The organism is Bacillus sp. FSL R5-0709 (assembly GCF_038004785.1).
GTDB lineage: Bacteria > Bacillota > Bacilli > Bacillales > Bacillaceae_G > Bacillus_A > Bacillus_A mycoides.
Window position 1 is genome coordinate 622,720 of the sequence record NZ_JBBORT010000001.1, and the last position, 19,424, is coordinate 642,143.

11 protein-coding genes are annotated in these 19,424 nt (G+C 34.9%); 7 read left to right on the top strand and 4 right to left on the bottom strand.

Annotated elements, in window-relative coordinates; all coding sequences use genetic code 11:
* Positions 1 to 470: 470 nt before the first annotated feature.
* Positions 471 to 2,174 carry a putative bifunctional diguanylate cyclase/phosphodiesterase gene (locus MKX37_RS03155; RefSeq protein ID WP_016126545.1) on the top strand — a complete coding sequence of 568 codons (1,704 nt, stop codon included), beginning with the start codon at positions 471 to 473 and terminating at the stop codon, positions 2,172 to 2,174.
* Between the two features lie 31 nt (positions 2,175 to 2,205).
* Here the strand turns inward: MKX37_RS03155 and MKX37_RS03160 are convergent, their stop codons facing one another.
* Positions 2,206 to 3,603 carry an amino acid permease gene (locus tag MKX37_RS03160; protein ID WP_002186932.1) on the bottom strand — a complete coding sequence of 466 codons (1,398 nt, stop codon included), beginning with the start codon at positions 3,601 to 3,603 and terminating at the stop codon, positions 2,206 to 2,208.
* 449 nt (positions 3,604 to 4,052) lie between these two features.
* Here MKX37_RS03160 and treR point away from each other — a divergent pair, with 449 nt between their 5' ends.
* From treR to treC, 3 genes are all read left to right on the top strand, one after another.
* A complete protein-coding gene (gene treR, locus MKX37_RS03165; protein WP_002186933.1) occupies positions 4,053 to 4,763 on the top strand; it encodes a trehalose operon repressor in 711 nt (236 codons plus the stop codon).
* A gap of 141 nt (positions 4,764 to 4,904) precedes the next feature.
* The gene (treP, locus tag MKX37_RS03170) at positions 4,905 to 6,332 is read left to right on the top strand and encodes a PTS system trehalose-specific EIIBC component (protein WP_078422245.1); all 1,428 of its coding nucleotides are present in this window, start codon (positions 4,905 to 4,907) and stop codon (positions 6,330 to 6,332) included.
* A gap of 13 nt (positions 6,333 to 6,345) precedes the next feature.
* A complete protein-coding gene (treC, locus tag MKX37_RS03175; protein ID WP_078213700.1) occupies positions 6,346 to 8,007 on the top strand; it encodes an alpha,alpha-phosphotrehalase in 1,662 nt (553 codons plus the stop codon).
* Positions 8,008 to 8,038: 31 nt separating this feature from the next.
* Here the strand turns inward: treC and gerKC are convergent, their stop codons facing one another.
* Genes gerKC through gerKA form a run of 3 tightly spaced genes read right to left on the bottom strand, consistent with a single transcriptional unit; the run spans position 8,039 to position 11,733 of the window.
* Entirely contained in the window at positions 8,039 to 9,163 is a 1,125-nt protein-coding gene (gene gerKC, locus MKX37_RS03180; protein ID WP_002125191.1) for a spore germination protein GerKC, read from the bottom strand.
* Positions 9,144 to 10,250 (bottom strand): GerAB/ArcD/ProY family transporter, encoded by a 1,107-nt coding sequence (locus MKX37_RS03185; protein ID WP_078422244.1) that lies wholly within the window; start codon positions 10,248 to 10,250, stop codon positions 9,144 to 9,146. The genes gerKC and MKX37_RS03185 overlap by 20 nt, the downstream gene beginning before the upstream one ends.
* Positions 10,231 to 11,733 carry a spore germination protein GerKA gene (gene gerKA / locus MKX37_RS03190; RefSeq protein ID WP_002125193.1) on the bottom strand — a complete coding sequence of 501 codons (1,503 nt, stop codon included), beginning with the start codon at positions 11,731 to 11,733 and terminating at the stop codon, positions 10,231 to 10,233. The genes MKX37_RS03185 and gerKA overlap by 20 nt, the downstream gene beginning before the upstream one ends.
* A gap of 402 nt (positions 11,734 to 12,135) precedes the next feature.
* Between gerKA and MKX37_RS03195 the strand changes: the two genes are divergently transcribed.
* From MKX37_RS03195 to MKX37_RS03205, 3 genes are all read left to right on the top strand, one after another.
* The gene (locus tag MKX37_RS03195; protein WP_078422243.1) at positions 12,136 to 13,968 is read left to right on the top strand and encodes a GAF domain-containing sensor histidine kinase; all 1,833 of its coding nucleotides are present in this window, start codon (positions 12,136 to 12,138) and stop codon (positions 13,966 to 13,968) included.
* Between the two features lies 1 nt (position 13,969).
* A complete protein-coding gene (locus MKX37_RS03200) occupies positions 13,970 to 14,611 on the top strand; it encodes a response regulator (RefSeq protein WP_002035350.1) in 642 nt (213 codons plus the stop codon).
* A gap of 390 nt (positions 14,612 to 15,001) precedes the next feature.
* Positions 15,002 to 19,243, top strand: a complete 4,242-nt coding sequence (locus MKX37_RS03205; RefSeq protein WP_078422242.1) for a S8 family serine peptidase — start codon at positions 15,002 to 15,004, stop codon at positions 19,241 to 19,243.
* Positions 19,244 to 19,424 lie beyond the last annotated feature (181 nt).

Genomic DNA, 19,424 nt, shown 5'->3' on the forward strand with positions numbered 1-19,424 from the left:
TAATGAAATAAAAGAGGTTAGGTGTGAGGTCGTATTAGTAGGGAGCAGAGGCTAATAGTGATGAAATTGTCACTTTACAAATTCAAAGAATGTAAGAGAATACTGTATAATAAGCTTAGATAAGTAGAGAGATGAGAAGCTTCTACTATAATTAAAACAGCACCATATTGCTTTTTTTTATAAATAATATTATGTTATTTTAATCGGCCTATTTAGAAAAAAATTGTGATTTATCCCGCATTAACGGGCAGTAAGACTCCCACCTCAAAATTCGGTGAATGTGAGGAAGTTAGGTGGGAGATAAAAGCCCGATTGGTGAAGGCTAATAATCAGTGGGGGATGGACAACCCCCCCCACTGATTAAAGTTTCATTTTATGTAAAGGCGTATTGTTAGAAAATGAAATATCTCTATTTCTATGAAGAGAAACGAGTTGTGTTTTAGTCAGATAGGAAGCAAGGAGAGGTGCGCATGCTAGAACAAAGAGGTCATGCATTATATGACTCTTCATTGCAAGATTTAAAATTAGCATTAGATGAGTCTTCAATTGTTGCTATTACAGACCGAAATGGTCTTATTACATATGTGAATGATAAATTTTGTAAAATTTCAAAATATAAAAGAGAAGAGTTAATAGGAAAAGATCACCGTATTTTAAATTCCGGATATCATCCGAAAGCATTTTTTCAAATCCTATGGAAGCGTATTTTGAGTGGAAAAGTCTGGACAGGGGAAATTCGAAATCAAGCAAAAGATGGTACGTATTATTGGGTTAAAACAACAATTGTTCCATTTTTAAATGAAAAGGGAGAACCTTATCAATTTATTGCAATTCGAAATGATATAAGTAGTAGGAAAGAAGCAGAACAAAGATTACGATTAAGCGAAAGTCGTTATAGGGAACTTGCTTATCATGATGCGTTAACAAGTTTACCGAACCGTTTACAGTTAATTACGACTGTAAATAAGATGATTGCAGAGAAAATAGAGTTTGGCATGATTTACTTTGATTTAGATCGTTTTAAATTAGTGAATGATACGTTAGGTCATATGATAGGAGATTTACTTTTAAGCGAAGTTGCTTCACGGTTGCATTATGTGCTAGGAGAGAAAGATGTTCTGGCTAGGCTTGGTGGCGACGAATTTGTGCTGTTAACAAAAACTCATACAAATGATGAGATGAGGCAGTTAGCGACATCCGTGTTATCATGCTTTCAAGCGCCATTTATGCTTGAAGGTCATGAAGTATATATTTCAGCTAGTCTAGGACTTTGTTCCTATCCGCAAGATGGAAAAGACGTTGAAACGTTATTAAAAAATTCGGATTTAGCCATGTATAGTGCGAAAGAGCAAGGAAGAAATGCGGCGTGCTTCTTTACAGATGAATTACGTGCGAAAATAAACCGTAGAATGAAAATAGAATTTGCTTTGCAAAAAGCGATTCGTGACGAAGAATTAAAAGTGGCATTACAACCCATTATTGATTTGAAAACAAAGAAATGTACTGGTATTGAGGCTTTAGTACGCTGTAAGACAGAAGAAGGTCCTATTTCACCAAGTGAATTTATCCCTGTAGCTGAAGAGTGTGGACTTATTATAAAACTAGGAGACTGGGTACTAGAAAAGTCATGTCGACTGTTTAAAACTTTACCAGATTATCAAGAGGGACTGAAGTTATCTGTTAATTTATCAATACAACAATTGATGCAAAAGCGATTTATTTTATCTGTTCGTAGTATATTGAAGCGAACAGGGTTTCCGCCAAATCGTTTAATATTAGAAATAACAGAAAGTATAGCTGTACGTCATTTTGATTATATTATTGCTACATTACAAGAATTAAGAAGTATGGGAATTTTAATCGCTTTAGACGATTTCGGAACAGGGTATTCCTCATTATATTATTTAAAACAACTACCACTTGATATTGTGAAAATTGATCGTAATTTTATTCGTGAGTTTCATTATGATCATGCACAACCAGAGCGAACGATTGTAAAATCGGTTATTGAAATCGCCCATAGTTTAAATTTATTAGTGGTTGCTGAAGGGGTAGAAACGGTAGAACAAGAAAGTTTATTAAAATCAATGAGTTGCGACTTTGTACAAGGTTTTTATTATGCGAAACCGTTAGATATAGGGGAACTAAAAGAAAAGTTATTAACTGATTTTTAATAAAAAAAGAGAAGCGAAAAGCTTCTCTTTTTTATTGTTTTTTTTGTGAATCTTTCATTAAAACTGGATAAAGAATAAGACCTAATACAAACAAACCAATGCCTAAGAAGAATGTTTTTAAATCAGCAGTTCCCGTTTTAATAACCCATATGGAATATAAAAATGCTAATGCAGTAATGATTCCATCTTTTATTCGAGATCCCGGCATTATATCATACGTTTCCCCCGTAATAACTAATTTTAACTGATACAAGGTAGAAACAAGGTACGGGATTAAATATGCTAATGTCGCTACAACAATAGCGAAATTATATGCTTCTGAAACAGTACCAGAAATCGTTGAGAATAAGAAAATTTGCGTCATCACATTTGTAATAAATAATGATTTTGAAGGACTACCTTTTTTATTTGTTTTACTGAAAAACTTAGGGAAAAGTCCATTTTTAGCAGCCTGGTAAGGTACTTCTGAGCTAACAACGATCCATCCTACAGTAGAGCCGAATAAAGATACGAGTGCAAGTAAGGCCATTATATAAGCACCTTTAGTACCAATTGCTAAATTTAATGCATCTACTAATGGTTTTTGAGACTCTTTTAAAGCGTCTTGTGGAAGAGCGCCCATTGTTAGTAGAGTAATTGCCATGTAAATAAGAAGAGCGATGATTAATCCGAAAATCGTAGCTTTCTTAACATCGTGCTGAGATTTTGCACGGTTAGAGAGCATAACTGCTGACTCAATACCGATAAACGCCCAAAGTGTTGCAATAGCAGCGGAATTTATTTGTCCACCCAACGAAATAGGTTGTCCAGCTTCATTCATAAATGTTTGACCGTCTCCGAAATTAGAGGCGTTGAAAATGAATAATGTAATCACAATAAACATTGTAAATCCGATAATTTTTGCAATGGTAGCAAGAAGATTCATATTTCCAGCTCGATCAATATTTTGAGAAAGAATATATTGAATTCCCCATAACATAAGGCTACATACTAGAAAAGTTAACCCTTTTCCTAGTTCTAGTGAAAATCCATTTATTGAAAAGAGAATTTGCTTACTTTGTAAAACTGGAAAAAATGTTGATAAATATCCAGCAAAGGAAATAATAACAGATGCTGTAGCAGCCCAGTTAGCAGCCCAGTATCCCCAAGCCATACTATATCCTGCAACTTTACCTGTCTTTTGAGAAGTAAACATTGCTTGGGCGTAACTTTGTGGTCCTGCTTTTAATTCTGGTTTACGAATTGCTAAATTTCCAAATACGAGTGCAATCATAAATACACCAAGTCCTGTAATACTCCATGCCAGTGTAGATCCCATTGGACCTGATACGTGTGCTAAATTTGCTGGGAGCATAAATACGCCACCGCCAACCATATTCCCGATAACAAAAGCTGTTAAAACCCATAATCCCCATTTTTTCGTTTCCATTTTTGTTAACTCCTTTGTAGTAAGATTTGCTTAAACATCATTTTTTACTAGCTTTTTGGCAATAAAAAAAGAGCCATGTAGATAAAAAATACCTACATGGCTCTTCGCCTAACGTAGGTACAACGGGAATAACCCTTGTACCTACGCGTAATTTTTCCGCTAGGTTTCAAGGGTTACGTATGATGATGATGTTTTTGTGCAAATGTAACTACAATTGTTGTATAAGTAAGCATAGTTCTTTGCTCCCTTTCTCCTCTGATTTTGAAGTTAGTATACTACATGTTTTTTTGAATGAAAAGAAAAATATAAAAAAATTTATAAAAATACGTTTTAGAGACTAAATATTTACCCATAGTTTTCTTGTACTGGAAAATAAGTGAGAGATTGGCAGAAGAGTATAGCGTGGTATAATACATATAGAACTAGAAGGTGACAAGGGGCTATTGTAGATGATGAGTAAGTATGAACAAATTTATACAGAAATCAGCAAGTCTATTGATAATAAACAATTAAAAGAAGGATGCAAAATTCCATCAGAAACGGAATTAATGAAGCAGTACGAGGCAAGCCGGGGTACTGTAAGAAAAGCTGTAGATTTATTGCAAGAGCGTGGATATGTTCAAAAAATACACGGAAAAGGTGTTTTTGTATTAAAGCGCAAAAACATTGAATTTAACTTTGGTGGTATTGTAAGTTTTCAAGAAGAAAATGAACGTTTAGGACGTTACTGTATTACAGAAGTCGTGGAAATAGAGAAAATGAAAGCGACGAAAGATGTAGCAAAGTTATTAAATGTGAAAGAAAAAACGGAAATAAATCATATTAAACGCGTACGAAATATTGATGGAGAAAAAGTAATTTTAGATATAAACCATTTTGTATCGGAGTATATTCCAGGATTAACGAGAGAAATTGCAACTGCATCGATTTATAAATACATTGAGAAAGAATTAGGGCTACATATTAGCTATTCACAGCGGGTAATTGAAGTGCAACCATGTACAGAGGATGACCGCAAGTATTTAGATTTAAATGGGACAGACTACGTTGTCGTTGTAAAAAACTTTACTCATTTATACGATGGGAGTCAGTTCGAATATACGGAATCACGTCACCGTTTAGATATTTTTCACTTTTCAGATGTGGCGCGAAGAAAATAAAGAGATGGAGCGAAATAATCGTTCCATCTCTTTATTTATAAAAAAATCATCAACTTATATATACGAGTGTTGACTAACTTATATATACGAGTTAATATGTAAGTGTAAACGGTATCAAAAAAAGAAAAGAGGGACGGGAATATGGGGAAAGACTATCGTAAAATAGCAGAAGAAGTGTTGCAGTATATTGGTGGGAAAGACAATATTGAACAAGCTGCGCACTGTGTAACGAGGCTCCGTATCGCTTTAAAAGATGAAAGTAAAATAGATAATGATAAATTGCAGTCTGTTTCATTAGTAAAGGGAGCGTTTCATAACGCTGGGGTATTTCAAATTGTAATTGGTCCAGGTGATGTCGATCGAGTATACGCTGAATTGATAACGCTTGCAGGTATGGAAGAATCGACAGTAGCTGACGTAAAAGGTTCAGGGGATAAAAAATTAAATCCAGTTCAAAAGTTTGTAAAAGTATTTTCAGATGTATTTATGCCGATTTTGCCAGCAATTATTACGGCAGGTTTACTAATGGGGATTAATAACCTGTTAGGGGCAAAGGACTTATTTTTTGATGGGAAAAATTTATTAGAAGTATATCCGAACTTAGGTGGGCTTTGGGATTTAATTAATATGATGGCCAATACAGCATTCGTATTCTTACCGGCACTTGTTGGTTGGTCAGCAACGAAGCGCTTTGGTGGTAGTCCAATACTAGGGATTGTTATGGGATTAATGCTTGTGCATCCGGCCTTATTAAACGCGTGGGATTATGGAAAAGCAGCGACTGGTTTAGAGGGACAAAAGATTGAGTACTTCGATATTTTAGGGCTATTCCAAATTGAAAAGGTAGGGTATCAAGGTCAAATTTTACCCATTTTAGTAGCAGCATTCGTATTAAGTAAAGTTGAAATCTTCTTAAAGAAACATGTGCCAAACGCAATTCAATTATTAGTTGTACCAATTACAACAATCGTTGTAACGGGTGTGTTAGCGTTAGGAATTATCGGTCCAGTTACACGTCATATTGGCGATTTATTAACGGCTGGATTAGTTGGCGTATATGAAACGGTACCAGTACTTGGAGCAGTATTATTTGGAGCATTATATGCACCGCTCGTAATTACAGGAATGCATCATATGTTTATTGCAATTGATTTACAGCTAATTGCACAGCACGGCGGTACATTTATTTGGCCGATGATTGCTCTTTCTAACATTGCACAAGGTAGTGCGGCACTAGCGATGTTCTGGATTTCTAAAAATCAAAATGATAAAAGTATGGCATCAACATCAGCAATCTCAGCGTACTTCGGTATTACAGAGCCAGCGATGTTCGGTGTGAATTTAAGAAATAAATTCCCGTTCTATGCAGCGATTATTGGGTCTGCTATAGCAGCGATATTTATTACATTAAATGGTGTATTAGCACCAGCAATCGGAATTGGCGGATTGCCAGCATTTATTTCTATCATTCCGAAATCGATTCCAATGTTTATTGTAGGGATGATAATCGCAGTAGTAATTCCATTTACATTAACATGGTTATTTGCGAAACGAGTAAAACAGAAGTAGGAGGAAATTAAGCATGAAAGATTGGCATAAAAGTGTAGTCTATCAAATTTATCCGAAGAGCTTTAATAGTTACTATAATAAAGAAACCGGTGATATAAAGGGAGTTACAGAGAAATTAGATTATTTAAAGGAACTTGGAGTGGATTATATTTGGTTAACACCGATATACCGATCACCACAAAATGACAATGGATACGATGTAAGTGATTATTACAGCATTGATCCATCTTACGGGACGATGGAAGAGTTTGAAGAGCTTTTAAAAGAAGCGAAAGTACGTGACATTGAAATCATGCTTGATATCGTTGTAAATCATAGTTCAACGGAGCATAAGTGGTTTAAAGAAGCAAAAGAAGATAAGAATAGTCCGTATCGAAATTATTATATTTGGCGTGATGAAAAGAATAATTGGCAGTCTAAATTTGGAGGATCTGCTTGGAAATATGATGAGAAAACAGGGCAATATTTTTTACATCTATTTGATGAGACGCAAGCTGATTTAAACTGGGAAAATGAAAAGCTTCGTGAAGAAGTGTACGATATGATGCGCTTTTGGTTGGAGAAAGGTGTAAAAGGATTCCGCCTTGATGTTATTAACTTAATTTCAAAAGATCAAAGATTTTTAAGTGATGAAGGCACCACTGCTACAAGTGATGGGCGTAAATATTACACAGATGGTCCACGCGTCCATGAATATTTACAAGAGATGAGCCAAAATGTTTTTGAAGGGAAAGATGTAATTACAGTTGGAGAAATGTCATCTACGACAATTGATAATTGTATTAAATATTCGAATCCTGAGCGCAATGAACTAAGCATGACGTTTAGTTTCCATCATTTAAAAGTAGATTATCCGAATGGTGATAAGTGGACGAAAGCTGATTTTGATTTCATTAAATTAAAAGAAATTATGTCTAATTGGCAAATTGAAATGCAAAAGGGCGGAGGATGGAATGCGTTATTCTGGTGTAATCATGACCAGCCTCGTATCGTTTCACGGTTTGGTGATGATGAGAAGTACCGAAATGAATCTGCGAAAATGCTAGCGACAGCTATGCATATGTTGCAGGGCACACCTTACATTTATCAAGGCGAAGAAATCGGTATGACGAATCCTAAATTCGAGTCCATCGAGCAATATCGCGATGTGGAATCGTTAAATATATATGATATAAAGCTGGAAGAAGGATTATCAAAAGAAGATATTATCGGGATTTTAAAACAAAAATCTCGTGATAATTCCCGTACTCCGATGCAGTGGAATGAAGAGATGAACAGTGGTTTTACAACAAGTACACCTTGGATTTCAGTGGCTGAAAACTTTACAGAAATAAACGTAGAAAAAGCATTAGAAGATAAAGAGTCTGTATTTTATCATTATAAAAAGTTAATAGAACTTAGAAAAACGTATGATGTAATTACAGAAGGGAAATATGCTATTTTAGATGGAAATCATCCTAGCATTTGGGCGTATACACGTACTGTAAATAATGAAGTATTACTTGTTATAAATAACTTCTATGGAGAAGAAATAACGTATTCTGTACCAGTTCATGTTCAATTAGATGGTATGAAACAAGAAGTATTATTATCAAATTACAAAGATTCAAGTAAAGATATTACCAATCTTAACTTAAGACCGTATGAGTCAATTGTATATCGTTATATGAAATAAAAGGTTGGATGCCGGCGGGCGTCCAACCTTTTTATTTTAAGACGCCACTATATAAAATCTTTACTTCTACTTCCGGTTTAAATTTTACCTTTGCATAATCTTTATTCCAATTCTTTTTCTTCCATAACTCTGGATGATAAGCGATAAGATTTCTACCTATACCGAAAGCATCACAATTTGCTTTTTGTAACCTGTTCGTTATTTGTTTTGCTTCTTTTGTAAGTTGTTTAGATAATTTTTCATTTAATTTTTTTCTTTCTTCCATTTTGTAAATATTATCTCTTGGAGCCTCAAGGGCTATAACTTTTAGTTGAAGCTTAATGTGAGCATATACATTTCCTTTTCTATCTGTTGTTATTTTTAAGTCTCGCTTTAACTTTCGATTACTAACTTCCATTGTTAAATAATCAGATGTCTTCTCTGATTCATCGCTAGTAAGTTTTTGGGTTATACGGGCACTTGTTCCCATTTTTCCGGTTAATAATACGAATAAAACAGATTGTTTCAAAGGTAAATGCCCAGTTAATTTATCATTGTTAAATAAAGCTAACCCGTTTGTAATTACTTCTTTTCCTTTTATTTTTATAGAAGGGAGGGTAAAGTCTTTACCGGGATCTAACATTTTTGTAGCAGCTGTTTCTAAAGTTTCTTTTGGAAATACACTCATATCTTCTAAGCTTTTCACTTTTTTCTTTAGAAAATCTCCAATTAGTAAATTTCCTACCTTCTTTTTTTCTAGTATCTCGGATGTTTCACCATCTACTGCAATAAGTTTTACTAAAGCAGTTGGGTTTGTTGGGTCCCGAAAGCTGACATCTAAATAGGGGAGTATACCTTTTTTTAGAATTTTGGTTCCTAGTAATTGAACACCATATTTAAAATAGCGAATATTCCCAGTCACATTTTTTTTTAGGGCATCGCTTGTATCCCTTATGTTATGCCCGTTTGCTGAATGTATTTCATTCTCGAATGAAGATTGCTCTCCGCTTGAACTTTTTACGAGTTCAAGCGTTTGCTGAAGTTTATTTTCTTCCGTAATATCATATCCAATGCTATAAGCTAATCTCGCTTCTCTTAATGGTTCTTGATCCCAACAGCCAGAAAGGAATGCACTAGTACATAATATAAAAAGTAATTTAACTCTTTTTTGGAACATACTGTTCTCCTTTCTTATTCCTTATTACTGAATAAAGTAGAAATAAAAGAGGGAGGACAACTATGAAAATATACGTGAACTTATCAGTAAAAGTTGCAATTACTTTTAATTCTTCAGGTGAATCTATAAATAGGGCTACACTAAAAGCAATAATACCAACGATTGGAACAGCCTTTTTATGATTAGCCAGATTGAAGATATGTCCAATTCCTATAGAAGCAGCACAGTAATAACTAGCAATAGAAGCTACAACAGTTATCATCCATATTGGGATGAATAGTAAATCGGTTCGGTCTATAATCCCAATATGCAGAGAACGCAATAAGTAAGCAACTGGCTCTGGAATAAGTTCAACTTGTTTTGGACTAAATACGATAAAGCAAATCCAAACAGTAAAAGTATAAAAAAGAGTTACAAATCCATTAGCGATAGAAATTGCTTTCAGTTTTGCCACAGAACTCCCGTTTACTTTTGGGAAAGCGATAAGAATAATCTCAAAACCATACATAGCTGTAATGGTTTCTTTTGATGCTTGAATAATATTCCACCATCCGGCTTCTGTAATTGGAAAAATGTAAGAAAAATCAGCTCGTGTAAGCCCTAGGGCAATTAAAAGAGCCATTGGTAAAATGAGAATAGAAGCCATGACGTAAAACCGTACGATGACTTTGAACGTATTATAAGCTATGTAACAACAAGCTATTGTAAATAGCATGAGGGTGGCATACCAAGGAGTTGCTTGTAATATCCAAACTTTAATGACATTACAAGCATTTAACATAACCGTCATACCGATAAGGGTAAAATAAAAAACATAAGCAAAACCTAATAGTTTTCCAAACTTATTCCCAAATAGCATACAAACACTTTCATACATATCTGCATCAGGAAATCGTTTTAAGAAAAGCCACATAAGTAAAATAATAAGTTGAATTGCAAGACCAGCGATGAGAGCAGAAATCCATCCGCCACCTTTTGCTATTGGGTGAAGACGGTTTGGTAGAGAAAGTATACCAACTCCGATTTGGCATTGAATAACGAAAAAGGTAAATTGAACAAGTGAAATTTTACTTTGCGTGTTTGTCACCGTTCTCATCCTCTCTCGTTACATGTTGTCGTTGCATTTTTTTCGGTTTTGAATCATGTGGTCGTTCCCAAAACGACCAAATTGGTAGTCGTACAAAAGAGTCTTTCATATCTTTTATCCGCATCGGAGCAACAGGAGAAAGATAGGGGGTATGAAATGAATGTAACTGGCATAAATGAACGAAAGTTATAATGAGACCGAATGATATTCCTACATAGCCGAATATGGCAGCAAGGAGCATTAACGGAAAACGAAGAATCCGAACTGCGGAACTCATATCATTTGATGGAACAAGAAAAGATGAGATTGCAGTTAAAGCTACAACGATAATCATTGTATAAGAAACGAGACCGGCTTTTACAATTGCATCACCAATTACTAAACCACCTACAATACCGATTGTTTGTCCAACTCGGCTTGGCAAGCGAATACCAGCTTCCCGTAATAATTCAAAGATTAATTCCATTAAGAGAGCTTCAAAAATAGGAGGAAGTGGCACTTTTTCTAATGAAGCTTTAATCGTATAAACAAGTTCGAGCGGCAACACATCAGGATGAAAAGCAACTGTTGCGATATATATAGCGGGCAAGAGAAAGGCAATCAAGAAACTGACTAAGCGAATCATTCGGATGAAAGAACCGACAATCCAGCGGTTATTATAATCATCTGGTGATTGATAGAAAGCAAATAACGTAACAGGAACGATAAGTGCAGTTGGATCTCCATCAGATAAAATAGCAACTCGTCCTTCCATTAAATTTGCTGCGACTCTATCTGGACGCTCTGTATTTAATTGTTGCGGAAAGGGTGAGAAAGACGTATCCTCTATAAATTCTTGTATATATCCTGGAGGCATAAGTGCATCTGTCTTAATCGTTTCTAACCTTCTTTTTACTTCTGTAACTAGATCGTCATTAGCTATGTTTTGCATATAAGCAATTGCCACTTTCGTATGCATTTCTTCACCGAGTGTGAAATATTTAACGACGACATGTGGACTTTTTATGAGTTTACGAATAGAAGCTAAATTGGTTGCTAAATCTTCTACTAAACCAGTATGCGGTCCACGGACAATCCCTTCATTATCAGGTTCTGTTATATCTCTCTTTAAAGATAGAGCTGTTTCGAAAATACAAAAACTGTCGACGTGTTCATGAAAATATAAAGATTTACCTTGTAATAAAAGCTGCACACCATAATTTAAATTTGTTTCTTTTTTCATATTTAATGTGGCAAAAGCTTTATCTAAAGACAGATCCGATCGAGTTAATAATGGTTCAAGAGCTAATTGATGAATTAAATTTGGGTCTGCTAAAGATTCGATATATATAATTGTTCCTTTTCCATTTTGGAAAGGGACATCTAATTTTTTTATATCATCTGAATGACAGAGCTTATTTTCAATGTAATTAATATTTTCCGGAAGTGATGGAAACATATGCTTTTTTTTATTATCTTGTTGTGAATTTTTCTGTTCGGCCATAATTTCCATCTCCTTTACATTGAAATTGTTTCTGTTAATTTTTGTTGTTTGTGAGAAAATTATGCTTGGATTATTTGAAAAAAGTAGCTTGAAGGTTACGTTACATCATCTTTTATACTAAAGAAAATAGGATATAAGGGATGGAAAGAAAGCGTATATTAGATTAGCGATATTAATATATATCTTTTGTACTATAGAGGATAAGCCTAGCGGTATGCATAATTACATCGTTTGATGAATAGGAAATTTATGAGAATCGATTTATACTAATATTGTGTCTTGCCTTTTTAGGTGTAGTACACAGCCGGTGATTGGCTAGTGGAGGTTTTTCCATTTTGCCAGTGCCGGTTTTTTGTTGGATAATAGAGAAAATGAAGTTTTATAAAGAAAGAAGGGGTTGTTTTGAAGGATGTAAATTCTATCTTTATGAGAGAAAAGATTGCTAGTTCTTATCTTTATTTTATTTCTTTTCTTGGCTTGATTACTATAACCATATCTTTACTTGATATTAAAATCCCTTCTTATCCAACGATATTAATATTGTTATTAATATTTATGGGGATTGCAGAGTATTTTCCTGTACGATTTTGGAGAGGAACTAGCTCGCTTACCTTTCCGATAATTTACGCTATGAGTTGGCAGTTTGGAATCCATATGACTATTATTGCTATTGTACTCGTAACGCTAATTATTCACCTGCATCGTCGTTCACCGATACAAAGAATGTTATTTAATAGTACTCAGCATGCGCTTAGTTTGATCTTGGCCGAATGGTTTTCAAATAAATGTATGTCTTTATTAATTAACAAGATAGATATGTCAGTTCTATATGAAAATTTAATATCTTTGTTGTTATTTTGCGTGTTTTTTGGCTTCTTCAACAACCGCTTTTACGATTTGTTAATGATAATTCTTCCGCAGCCATATTCAATCTATCAGTGGTATAAAAAAACTGTAACGGTATTTCTTTGCGAAACTTTTGGTTTCTCTTATGCGGCCCTGATGCATGTATTAATTAGTACATATAGTGTGGAAATAAACGAGATTACAGTACTGTTTTTCTTTTTTCCACTTGTAGCAATTTCAGTTATTAGTTCTTTTTCTGTACGGATAAGGATGGAGAAGGAACGATTATATGAGCTGTTTCTTATTACGGCAGAAATTAGTCGTGGACTAACCGGAGGAAACTTGAAACATATTAAACAAGCGCTTAAAGGCTTTTTTGGCATACAAGCATATGTAATATGGACAAAAGATGATGGGAACTGGAATCTTCTATTGAAAGATGGGAAAGTTCGTCTGTATATTTCTGATCATTCAGAAATATCCAAGGCGTTTGAGGGAATCTCTAAAAATCTTGTGTTTCATGATTGGAAAACTGGTACGGCTCCTGGAGATGAAATATTTGATAGCGTCATACGCTCGCTTGTATATTTTCCTCTTATTGTAAATGATGAACTAGTCGGAATGTTTGTTGCAGGGAAAAGTAGAACTGCGGGTTTTTTTCCGGAAGATGTACAGTCGTTAGCTACGTTTTCTAACCAATTAGCTAACGTAGTTAAAACAAGAATATTGATTTCTGAACAGGAAAAAAGAATGATTTTAGAAGAAAGAAATAGAATCGCACGCGAAATTCACGATGGTATTGCACAAACATTGGCCGGGGTGATATACCAACTAGAATCCGCGCAGAAAAAATACCGTGATAAACCAATAGATATGCAGCAAATAGTAGAGAAAAGTATAAAAGATTTAAGAGGAAGCCTAGGAGAAGTTCGTTATTCTATTTATGCTTTAAAACCATATCCGACACAACAATTAGGGCTTAAGCAGGCGATAGCAAGTAAAATAAAATCTTTAAAACAAGAATATGAACTAGATATTACATATCATGAAAGAGGTCATGCACGTGCACTCAGCTTTTCAAAAGAAAGAGTTATTTTTGATACATTACAAGAGAGTTTGCAAAACATTGTAAAACATGCACAAGCAGAAAAGACTGATGTTTTACTTAGCTATCAAAGTGAGCACGTGCTTTTAAGGGTTAAGGATAATGGAGTCGGCTTTTCACTATTTGAGTCTATGGTTAAAACGAAGAATGAGCCACATTATGGTATATTACATATGAATGAACAAGCTGAACAATTAGGGGCTACTTTACAGATTGATAGTTCTGTAGGGAAAGGGACAGAAATTACACTATTAATTCCAGATTCACAAACAAGGGGTGCGTAAAATGATTAAAATATTAGTAGTGGATGATCATGCTTTTTTACGAGACGCAATTCGGAGCATACTAGAGGATGAATCTGATATGAAAGTGGTTGGAGAAGCTAGCTCTGGGGACGGAGTATTGGGAAAAGTAGAAGAATGCAGACCAGATTGTATTTTGATGGATATTAATCTTCCAGGGAAAAATGGGATTGAAGCCACAGAGTTAGTAAAAAAAAATTATCCAAATTGCCGAGTGCTTGTGTTTACAATGTATGAACATGATGAGTATTTAATGGATGCACTTCAGGCTGGTGCTGATGGTTATTTATTGAAGGATTCATCATCGGAGCAGGTAATAGCAGCAATTCGAATGTTATATCGAGGCGATTCAGTTATTCATCCGCGTATGACTAAAAAATTAATTACATATCATCAGCAAAAAATGAAATTAGAATCAAATGAAAATGAACTGACGGAACGTGAAAAGGAAATTCTTTTTGAATTAGTAAAAGGACTTAGTAATAAAGAAATTGCTGAAGCTCTATATATTAGTGATAAAACAGTTAAAATTCACATCAATAAAATTTTTAAAAAACTAAATGTAAAAAGTCGATCACAAGCGGTGATTTATGCTGTTCGAAATCAATTGGTTCCGTTGGATTAAATAAGAGATGTTTAAAAGAACTATCGTGTTTCTTTATTCTATATTACAAAGAATAAAGGGCAAGGTAGTTCTTTTGTACTATTTGGGCATAGAATCATTAGAAAAAAATTACTCCTTTTGTTTAATATTCAGAAAAATCAAAATGTGAAATAATAAAAATAGAATTATTGCTTAACGCTACTAATAATTCATGTTGTAAATCATTGTAGTTGGAAACAATTTATGGGGGCTTTTATAGAAAGAAGATTAGAAGTGTGGGGATGGCGGTAGTAGTGTTGGAGATTCTCGATTATTTTAAATAGATTCAAGGTTGATAGAATTGCCAATGCTAAATAGGAGATCAGAGGATTTATTTTAGAAAAAATAATTTTAATAATAAGGAGATGCGCTATGAAGAAGGGGAAATTCGGAAAAATACTTATCGGAACGCTAACTGTTGGTATGTTAATGTCTCAAGGAATTCCATATAACGTATTGGCCGAAGAGGTAAATACAACTACTTTAACTGGGATTGATGATGCAAATGCTATATTGAAAGGTCTTACAAAGGAACAACGTAATGCCTTAAAAACGTTAGATACAAAACCAGGTTTTGTTATTTCACCAGGCATCAATACAGCAAGTCCTGATAATGTGAATGTGATTGTAGAGTTTAAGCAAGCACCTAGCAAAATCGAGATGTTAAAACAAGCAGCTAAGGGGAAAAAAATAGCCCTTTCAACTGCGGAACAAAAGGTAGAAGCATCTCATAAAGAATTTAAATCAGAGTTTGAGCAGCTTCAAAAGAATAAAGATAAAGGGACGAATTTTAAATCTGCCAAAATAACAAGAGAATATAAGAATGCTTTTAATGGTGTAGCGATTTCGTTACCTGCGAATATGATTGAAGACTTAGTTCGCACTGGTATTGTTAAGCGCGTATGGGAAGATAGTGAGGTCAAAATTGATTTACCGAAAGAAACAGCTAAGACGGCTGCCGAACCCAAAATGGCAGATAGTGTACCACAAATTGGTGTGGACAAGCTGCATGATGAAAAAATAACAGGAAAAGGAATTAAGGTAGGTGTACTGGACACAGGTATTGATTATAACCACCCTGATTTAAAAGATGCTTATAAAGGGTATCGTGCAAAGCAAGGTGAAGATGCAAGCAAAATAGATCCGAACTCAATAAAAGGATGGGATTTTGTTAATAATGATGCTGATCCAATGGAGACAACGTATAAGGATTGGCAAAATTCTGGAGGATATCCTGAAATTTATGATGGAAGTGCATACTATACATCCCACGGTACTCATGTAGCTGGGACAATTGCTGCAGACAAAAAGAATAGTGTGGATTATGCAGTTACGGGAGTCGCTCCGGATGTAGATTTATATTCATATCGTGTATTAGGTCCATATGGAAGTGGACAAACAAGCGGTATTCTTGCTGCGATTGATAAAGCAGTGAAAGACGATATGGACGTTATCAATTTATCATTAGGTGCGTCTATTAATGATCCTTTATATCCTACTTCTATTGCAGTAAACAATGCGATGTTAGCTGGTGTTGTTACAGTAGTAGCGGCAGGTAATAGTGGTCCAGAAGAAGGTACCCTTGGATCACCTAGTGCAGCAGCACTTCCAATTACAGTTGGAGCAAGTGACGCTGCGATGACTATCCCGACATTTTCCGCCGATGCAGCTGATTTACATGTGGATAAAATGATGCTACTTGGAAAAAGCTTTACTGATAAGATTGAAGATTTGAAAGGTCAATCATTATCTGTTGTATATACAGGTCTTGGGAAAATAGATGATTTTAAAGGGAAAGATGTACAAGGAAAGTTAGCGCTCATCCAGCGCGGTGAGATTACATTCGATGAAAAAATTAAAAATGCTAAGGAAGCAGGCGCAAAGGCGGTAATTGTATACAACAATGTAGATGGGGAAATTACAAGTTATCTTGGGGAAAGTACTGCATCTATTCCATCATTCCGCTTAACAAAAGTAGATGGTGAGAAATTGCAAGCAAAAGCTGTACAAGGGGATGTGTCGTTAGCGTTTGGGGAACTTAGTAATATAAAAACAGAGGGAGATCACTTAGCTGATTTCAGCTCCCGTGGTCCTGCAACTAAAACAGATGATATTAAGCCAGATATTGTAGCACCAGGTGTGTCTATTTTCTCAACTGTTCCTGAATATATTAATGATCCAAAGGATGGAGAAAATTATCCGGTAGCGTATGGACGTATGTCAGGTACATCTATGGCAACTCCTCATACTGCGGGGGTAGCGGCACTCATTTTACAAGAACATCCAAACTATAGTCCGTTTGAAGTAAAAGAAGCGCTTATGAATACTGCAGTTGACTTAAAAGAGGCACGCTCTGTATTTGAGGTAGGATCAGGCCGAATTGATGCGTATCGTGCAGTTCATGCAGATACAGCTATCGAGGTTATCGATAAAACATCAAACGTTGTAAATGATGAAGAAGTAGAAATTGAAGAAAAAACAGGGTCTATTGCATTCGGGTATAAAAACCAATTGGGAAATGGACCTATTAAAGATAGTCGAAAAGTCTTAATTAAGAACAGCAATAAAACAGACGAGAAAGAGTTTAAATTAGAAGTAGAGTTTTCACCAACAAGTGTAGGTGTGCAAGATGCAGCGAAGAATGGTGTGAAGCTGAACGTACAAGATTCTATTAAAGTAGCTCCTAGTACATCAGGGGAAATTAGCCCTGAAATTATCATTCCAGAAAACGCTGAATTTGGTAGATATGAGGGATATATTCATATTTCAAATAAAAAAAATGAAAAAGAAGTATATCAAGTGCCATTTGCAGTTAAATTCACAGAAAAAGGAATTGAATCTGTAGATTTGCTGAGAGATGCAATGGCAACAGATACATCTAACTTCCATCCATTTATGGAAAGGCCGAGTTCACCGCTGACATTTAAATTGAACAGTCCACTTGAAACTATCGATGCAGTGGTGAAGGATCGAAAAACAGGAAAGGCATTAGGAATTGTGGGGACAATTAATGCTAGCAGTCTAACACCAAATATTGAATATATCATGTTCGATGGTATGGGTGGCTATGTATTCCCGTTTACAGGAGATCCAAATCATCCAATTGGAGACAAGCGAGTTACGTTGCCTGATGGAGATTACCAACTTGATTTCATTGGATATGACAAAGAAGGGAAACCTTATACAAAAGGAGATAGCGTAATTATTGATAATATCAAACCTGAAATGAAATTTACCGATGTAAAACCTGGCGTTCATGAGGTAAATGAATCTATGTTCAAAGAAGAAGATGGTCAGCGTGCATTATGGGTACATGGTAACATTTATGATTCTACGATAGATGTATTAAAGGCAAAAGGCCTTCAGTATGACCAAAAAACTAATGAAATTGTATATTACCAAAACTCTGCTTTTCCGTCAGGTTGGTTGAATACAATTCAAGCCAATGGTGATTTTAAATTTGGTGTACTTCCAGAGGAAATCAATGAACCGCTTAATTTAAGGTTATTTGGATATGATCTTGCAACTGCATCAAATATGGCAAATGGATTTAAAGATTATGTCTTTGTTAAAGAGGGAACGGAATACGCTGTCCCAAGCTATGACAAGGATAAAGTTAAACTAGGAGAAAAAATTACATTAACTTTAAATCTTAATAATGTGAAACAACTTATGTCAGGTACATTTGAGATTCCTTATAGTAAACAGTTGTTTAAATTTGTAGATGTTAAACCAAATCCAGCACTTGCAGAATATGCAAAACAACATGGATTAAATATTAAATTAGAAGATCCAGTGATAAATGAAGAAGGAAACTGGGAAAACAAGGTGAAAGTTGGTGCATCTTTAGAAGGAACAGAATTTAAAGGTCTAGATGGAGACGCACCATTTGTAGATGTTACATTCGAGATGACGAGTGACGAGTATTTTAATAATTTAACAGCATTTGGAGTAGATAAATTCTCTTATACAAAAACAGGTGCATCAGAAGGCGTTGAGATTCCTGTGTTTAAAGATAAATCCTTTTCTATTATTTCGAAACATGCAATGGTTACAGGATATATTGGACCAGAAGCTTTCTTAACTGAAGAGGGGTATTTAGGTAAGAATGACTACACAAAACTAGGAGCAAAAGTGTATGCAGTTGGTAAGGATGGAAAGAAATATACAGGAACGGTTGATGATAATGGGCAATTTGAAATTCATAGTGTTCCAGTAAGTGATACAGAATATAATATTTTCGTAGAAATGCCAGGTCATTTAAATAGTAAATTAACTACAAAAATAGGGAAAATGCAGGATGGAGAATTAGTGGGACAAAACTTTAGAGCTGATATGGATGACAGCCTTGCAGGTGATGTAAACGGCGATAAAATGGTAGATATTCAAGATGCTAGAATAGCAGCTCTTTCATATGAAAAAGGAAAAGTGGCTGTAAAAGATGGAGATGTCAATCAAGATGGTGTTGTAAATGAAACAGATATTCGTTTTATTGAGAAGAATTTCTTGAAAAAGGGTCCAGATGCCAAAGAAAATCAGAAACCGAAAGAAAATGTAGGGCCAGTGACGTTAGATAAAATCTTACGTTCCATTGGATTAGAGCCAAAAAAATAAGTGGGCACAATTCTAGAGTAAACTAAGTGATAAAACAATGAGTATAGAATTAAATAGGATTTACTAACAATGGACCGGTAATGATTCGATGTAACATTACCGGCTATTCTTAAAGTGATAGTTATTTGTATACATGAAGTAAATAGTTTAACGTTGGTTAGGTTTCGTTATGGGGGATATT

Excerpts from the sequence above, each read along its gene's own strand:
- MKX37_RS03200 (WP_002035350.1), top strand. The coding sequence starts at position 13,970 with ATGATTAAAATATTAGTAGTGGATGATCATGCTTTTTTACGAGACGCA.
- treC (WP_078213700.1), top strand. The coding sequence starts at position 6,346 with ATGAAAGATTGGCATAAAAGTGTAGTCTATCAAATTTATCCGAAGAGC.
- MKX37_RS03155 (WP_016126545.1), top strand. The coding sequence starts at position 471 with ATGCTAGAACAAAGAGGTCATGCATTATATGACTCTTCATTGCAAGAT.
- MKX37_RS03205 (WP_078422242.1), top strand. The coding sequence starts at position 15,002 with ATGAAGAAGGGGAAATTCGGAAAAATACTTATCGGAACGCTAACTGTT.
- gerKC (WP_002125191.1), bottom strand. The coding sequence starts at position 9,163 with ATGTTCCAAAAAAGAGTTAAATTACTTTTTATATTATGTACTAGTGCA.
- gerKA (WP_002125193.1), bottom strand. The coding sequence starts at position 11,733 with ATGGCCGAACAGAAAAATTCACAACAAGATAATAAAAAAAAGCATATG.
- MKX37_RS03160 (WP_002186932.1), bottom strand. The coding sequence starts at position 3,603 with ATGGAAACGAAAAAATGGGGATTATGGGTTTTAACAGCTTTTGTTATC.
- treP (WP_078422245.1), top strand. The coding sequence starts at position 4,905 with ATGGGGAAAGACTATCGTAAAATAGCAGAAGAAGTGTTGCAGTATATT.
- treR (WP_002186933.1), top strand. The coding sequence starts at position 4,053 with ATGATGAGTAAGTATGAACAAATTTATACAGAAATCAGCAAGTCTATT.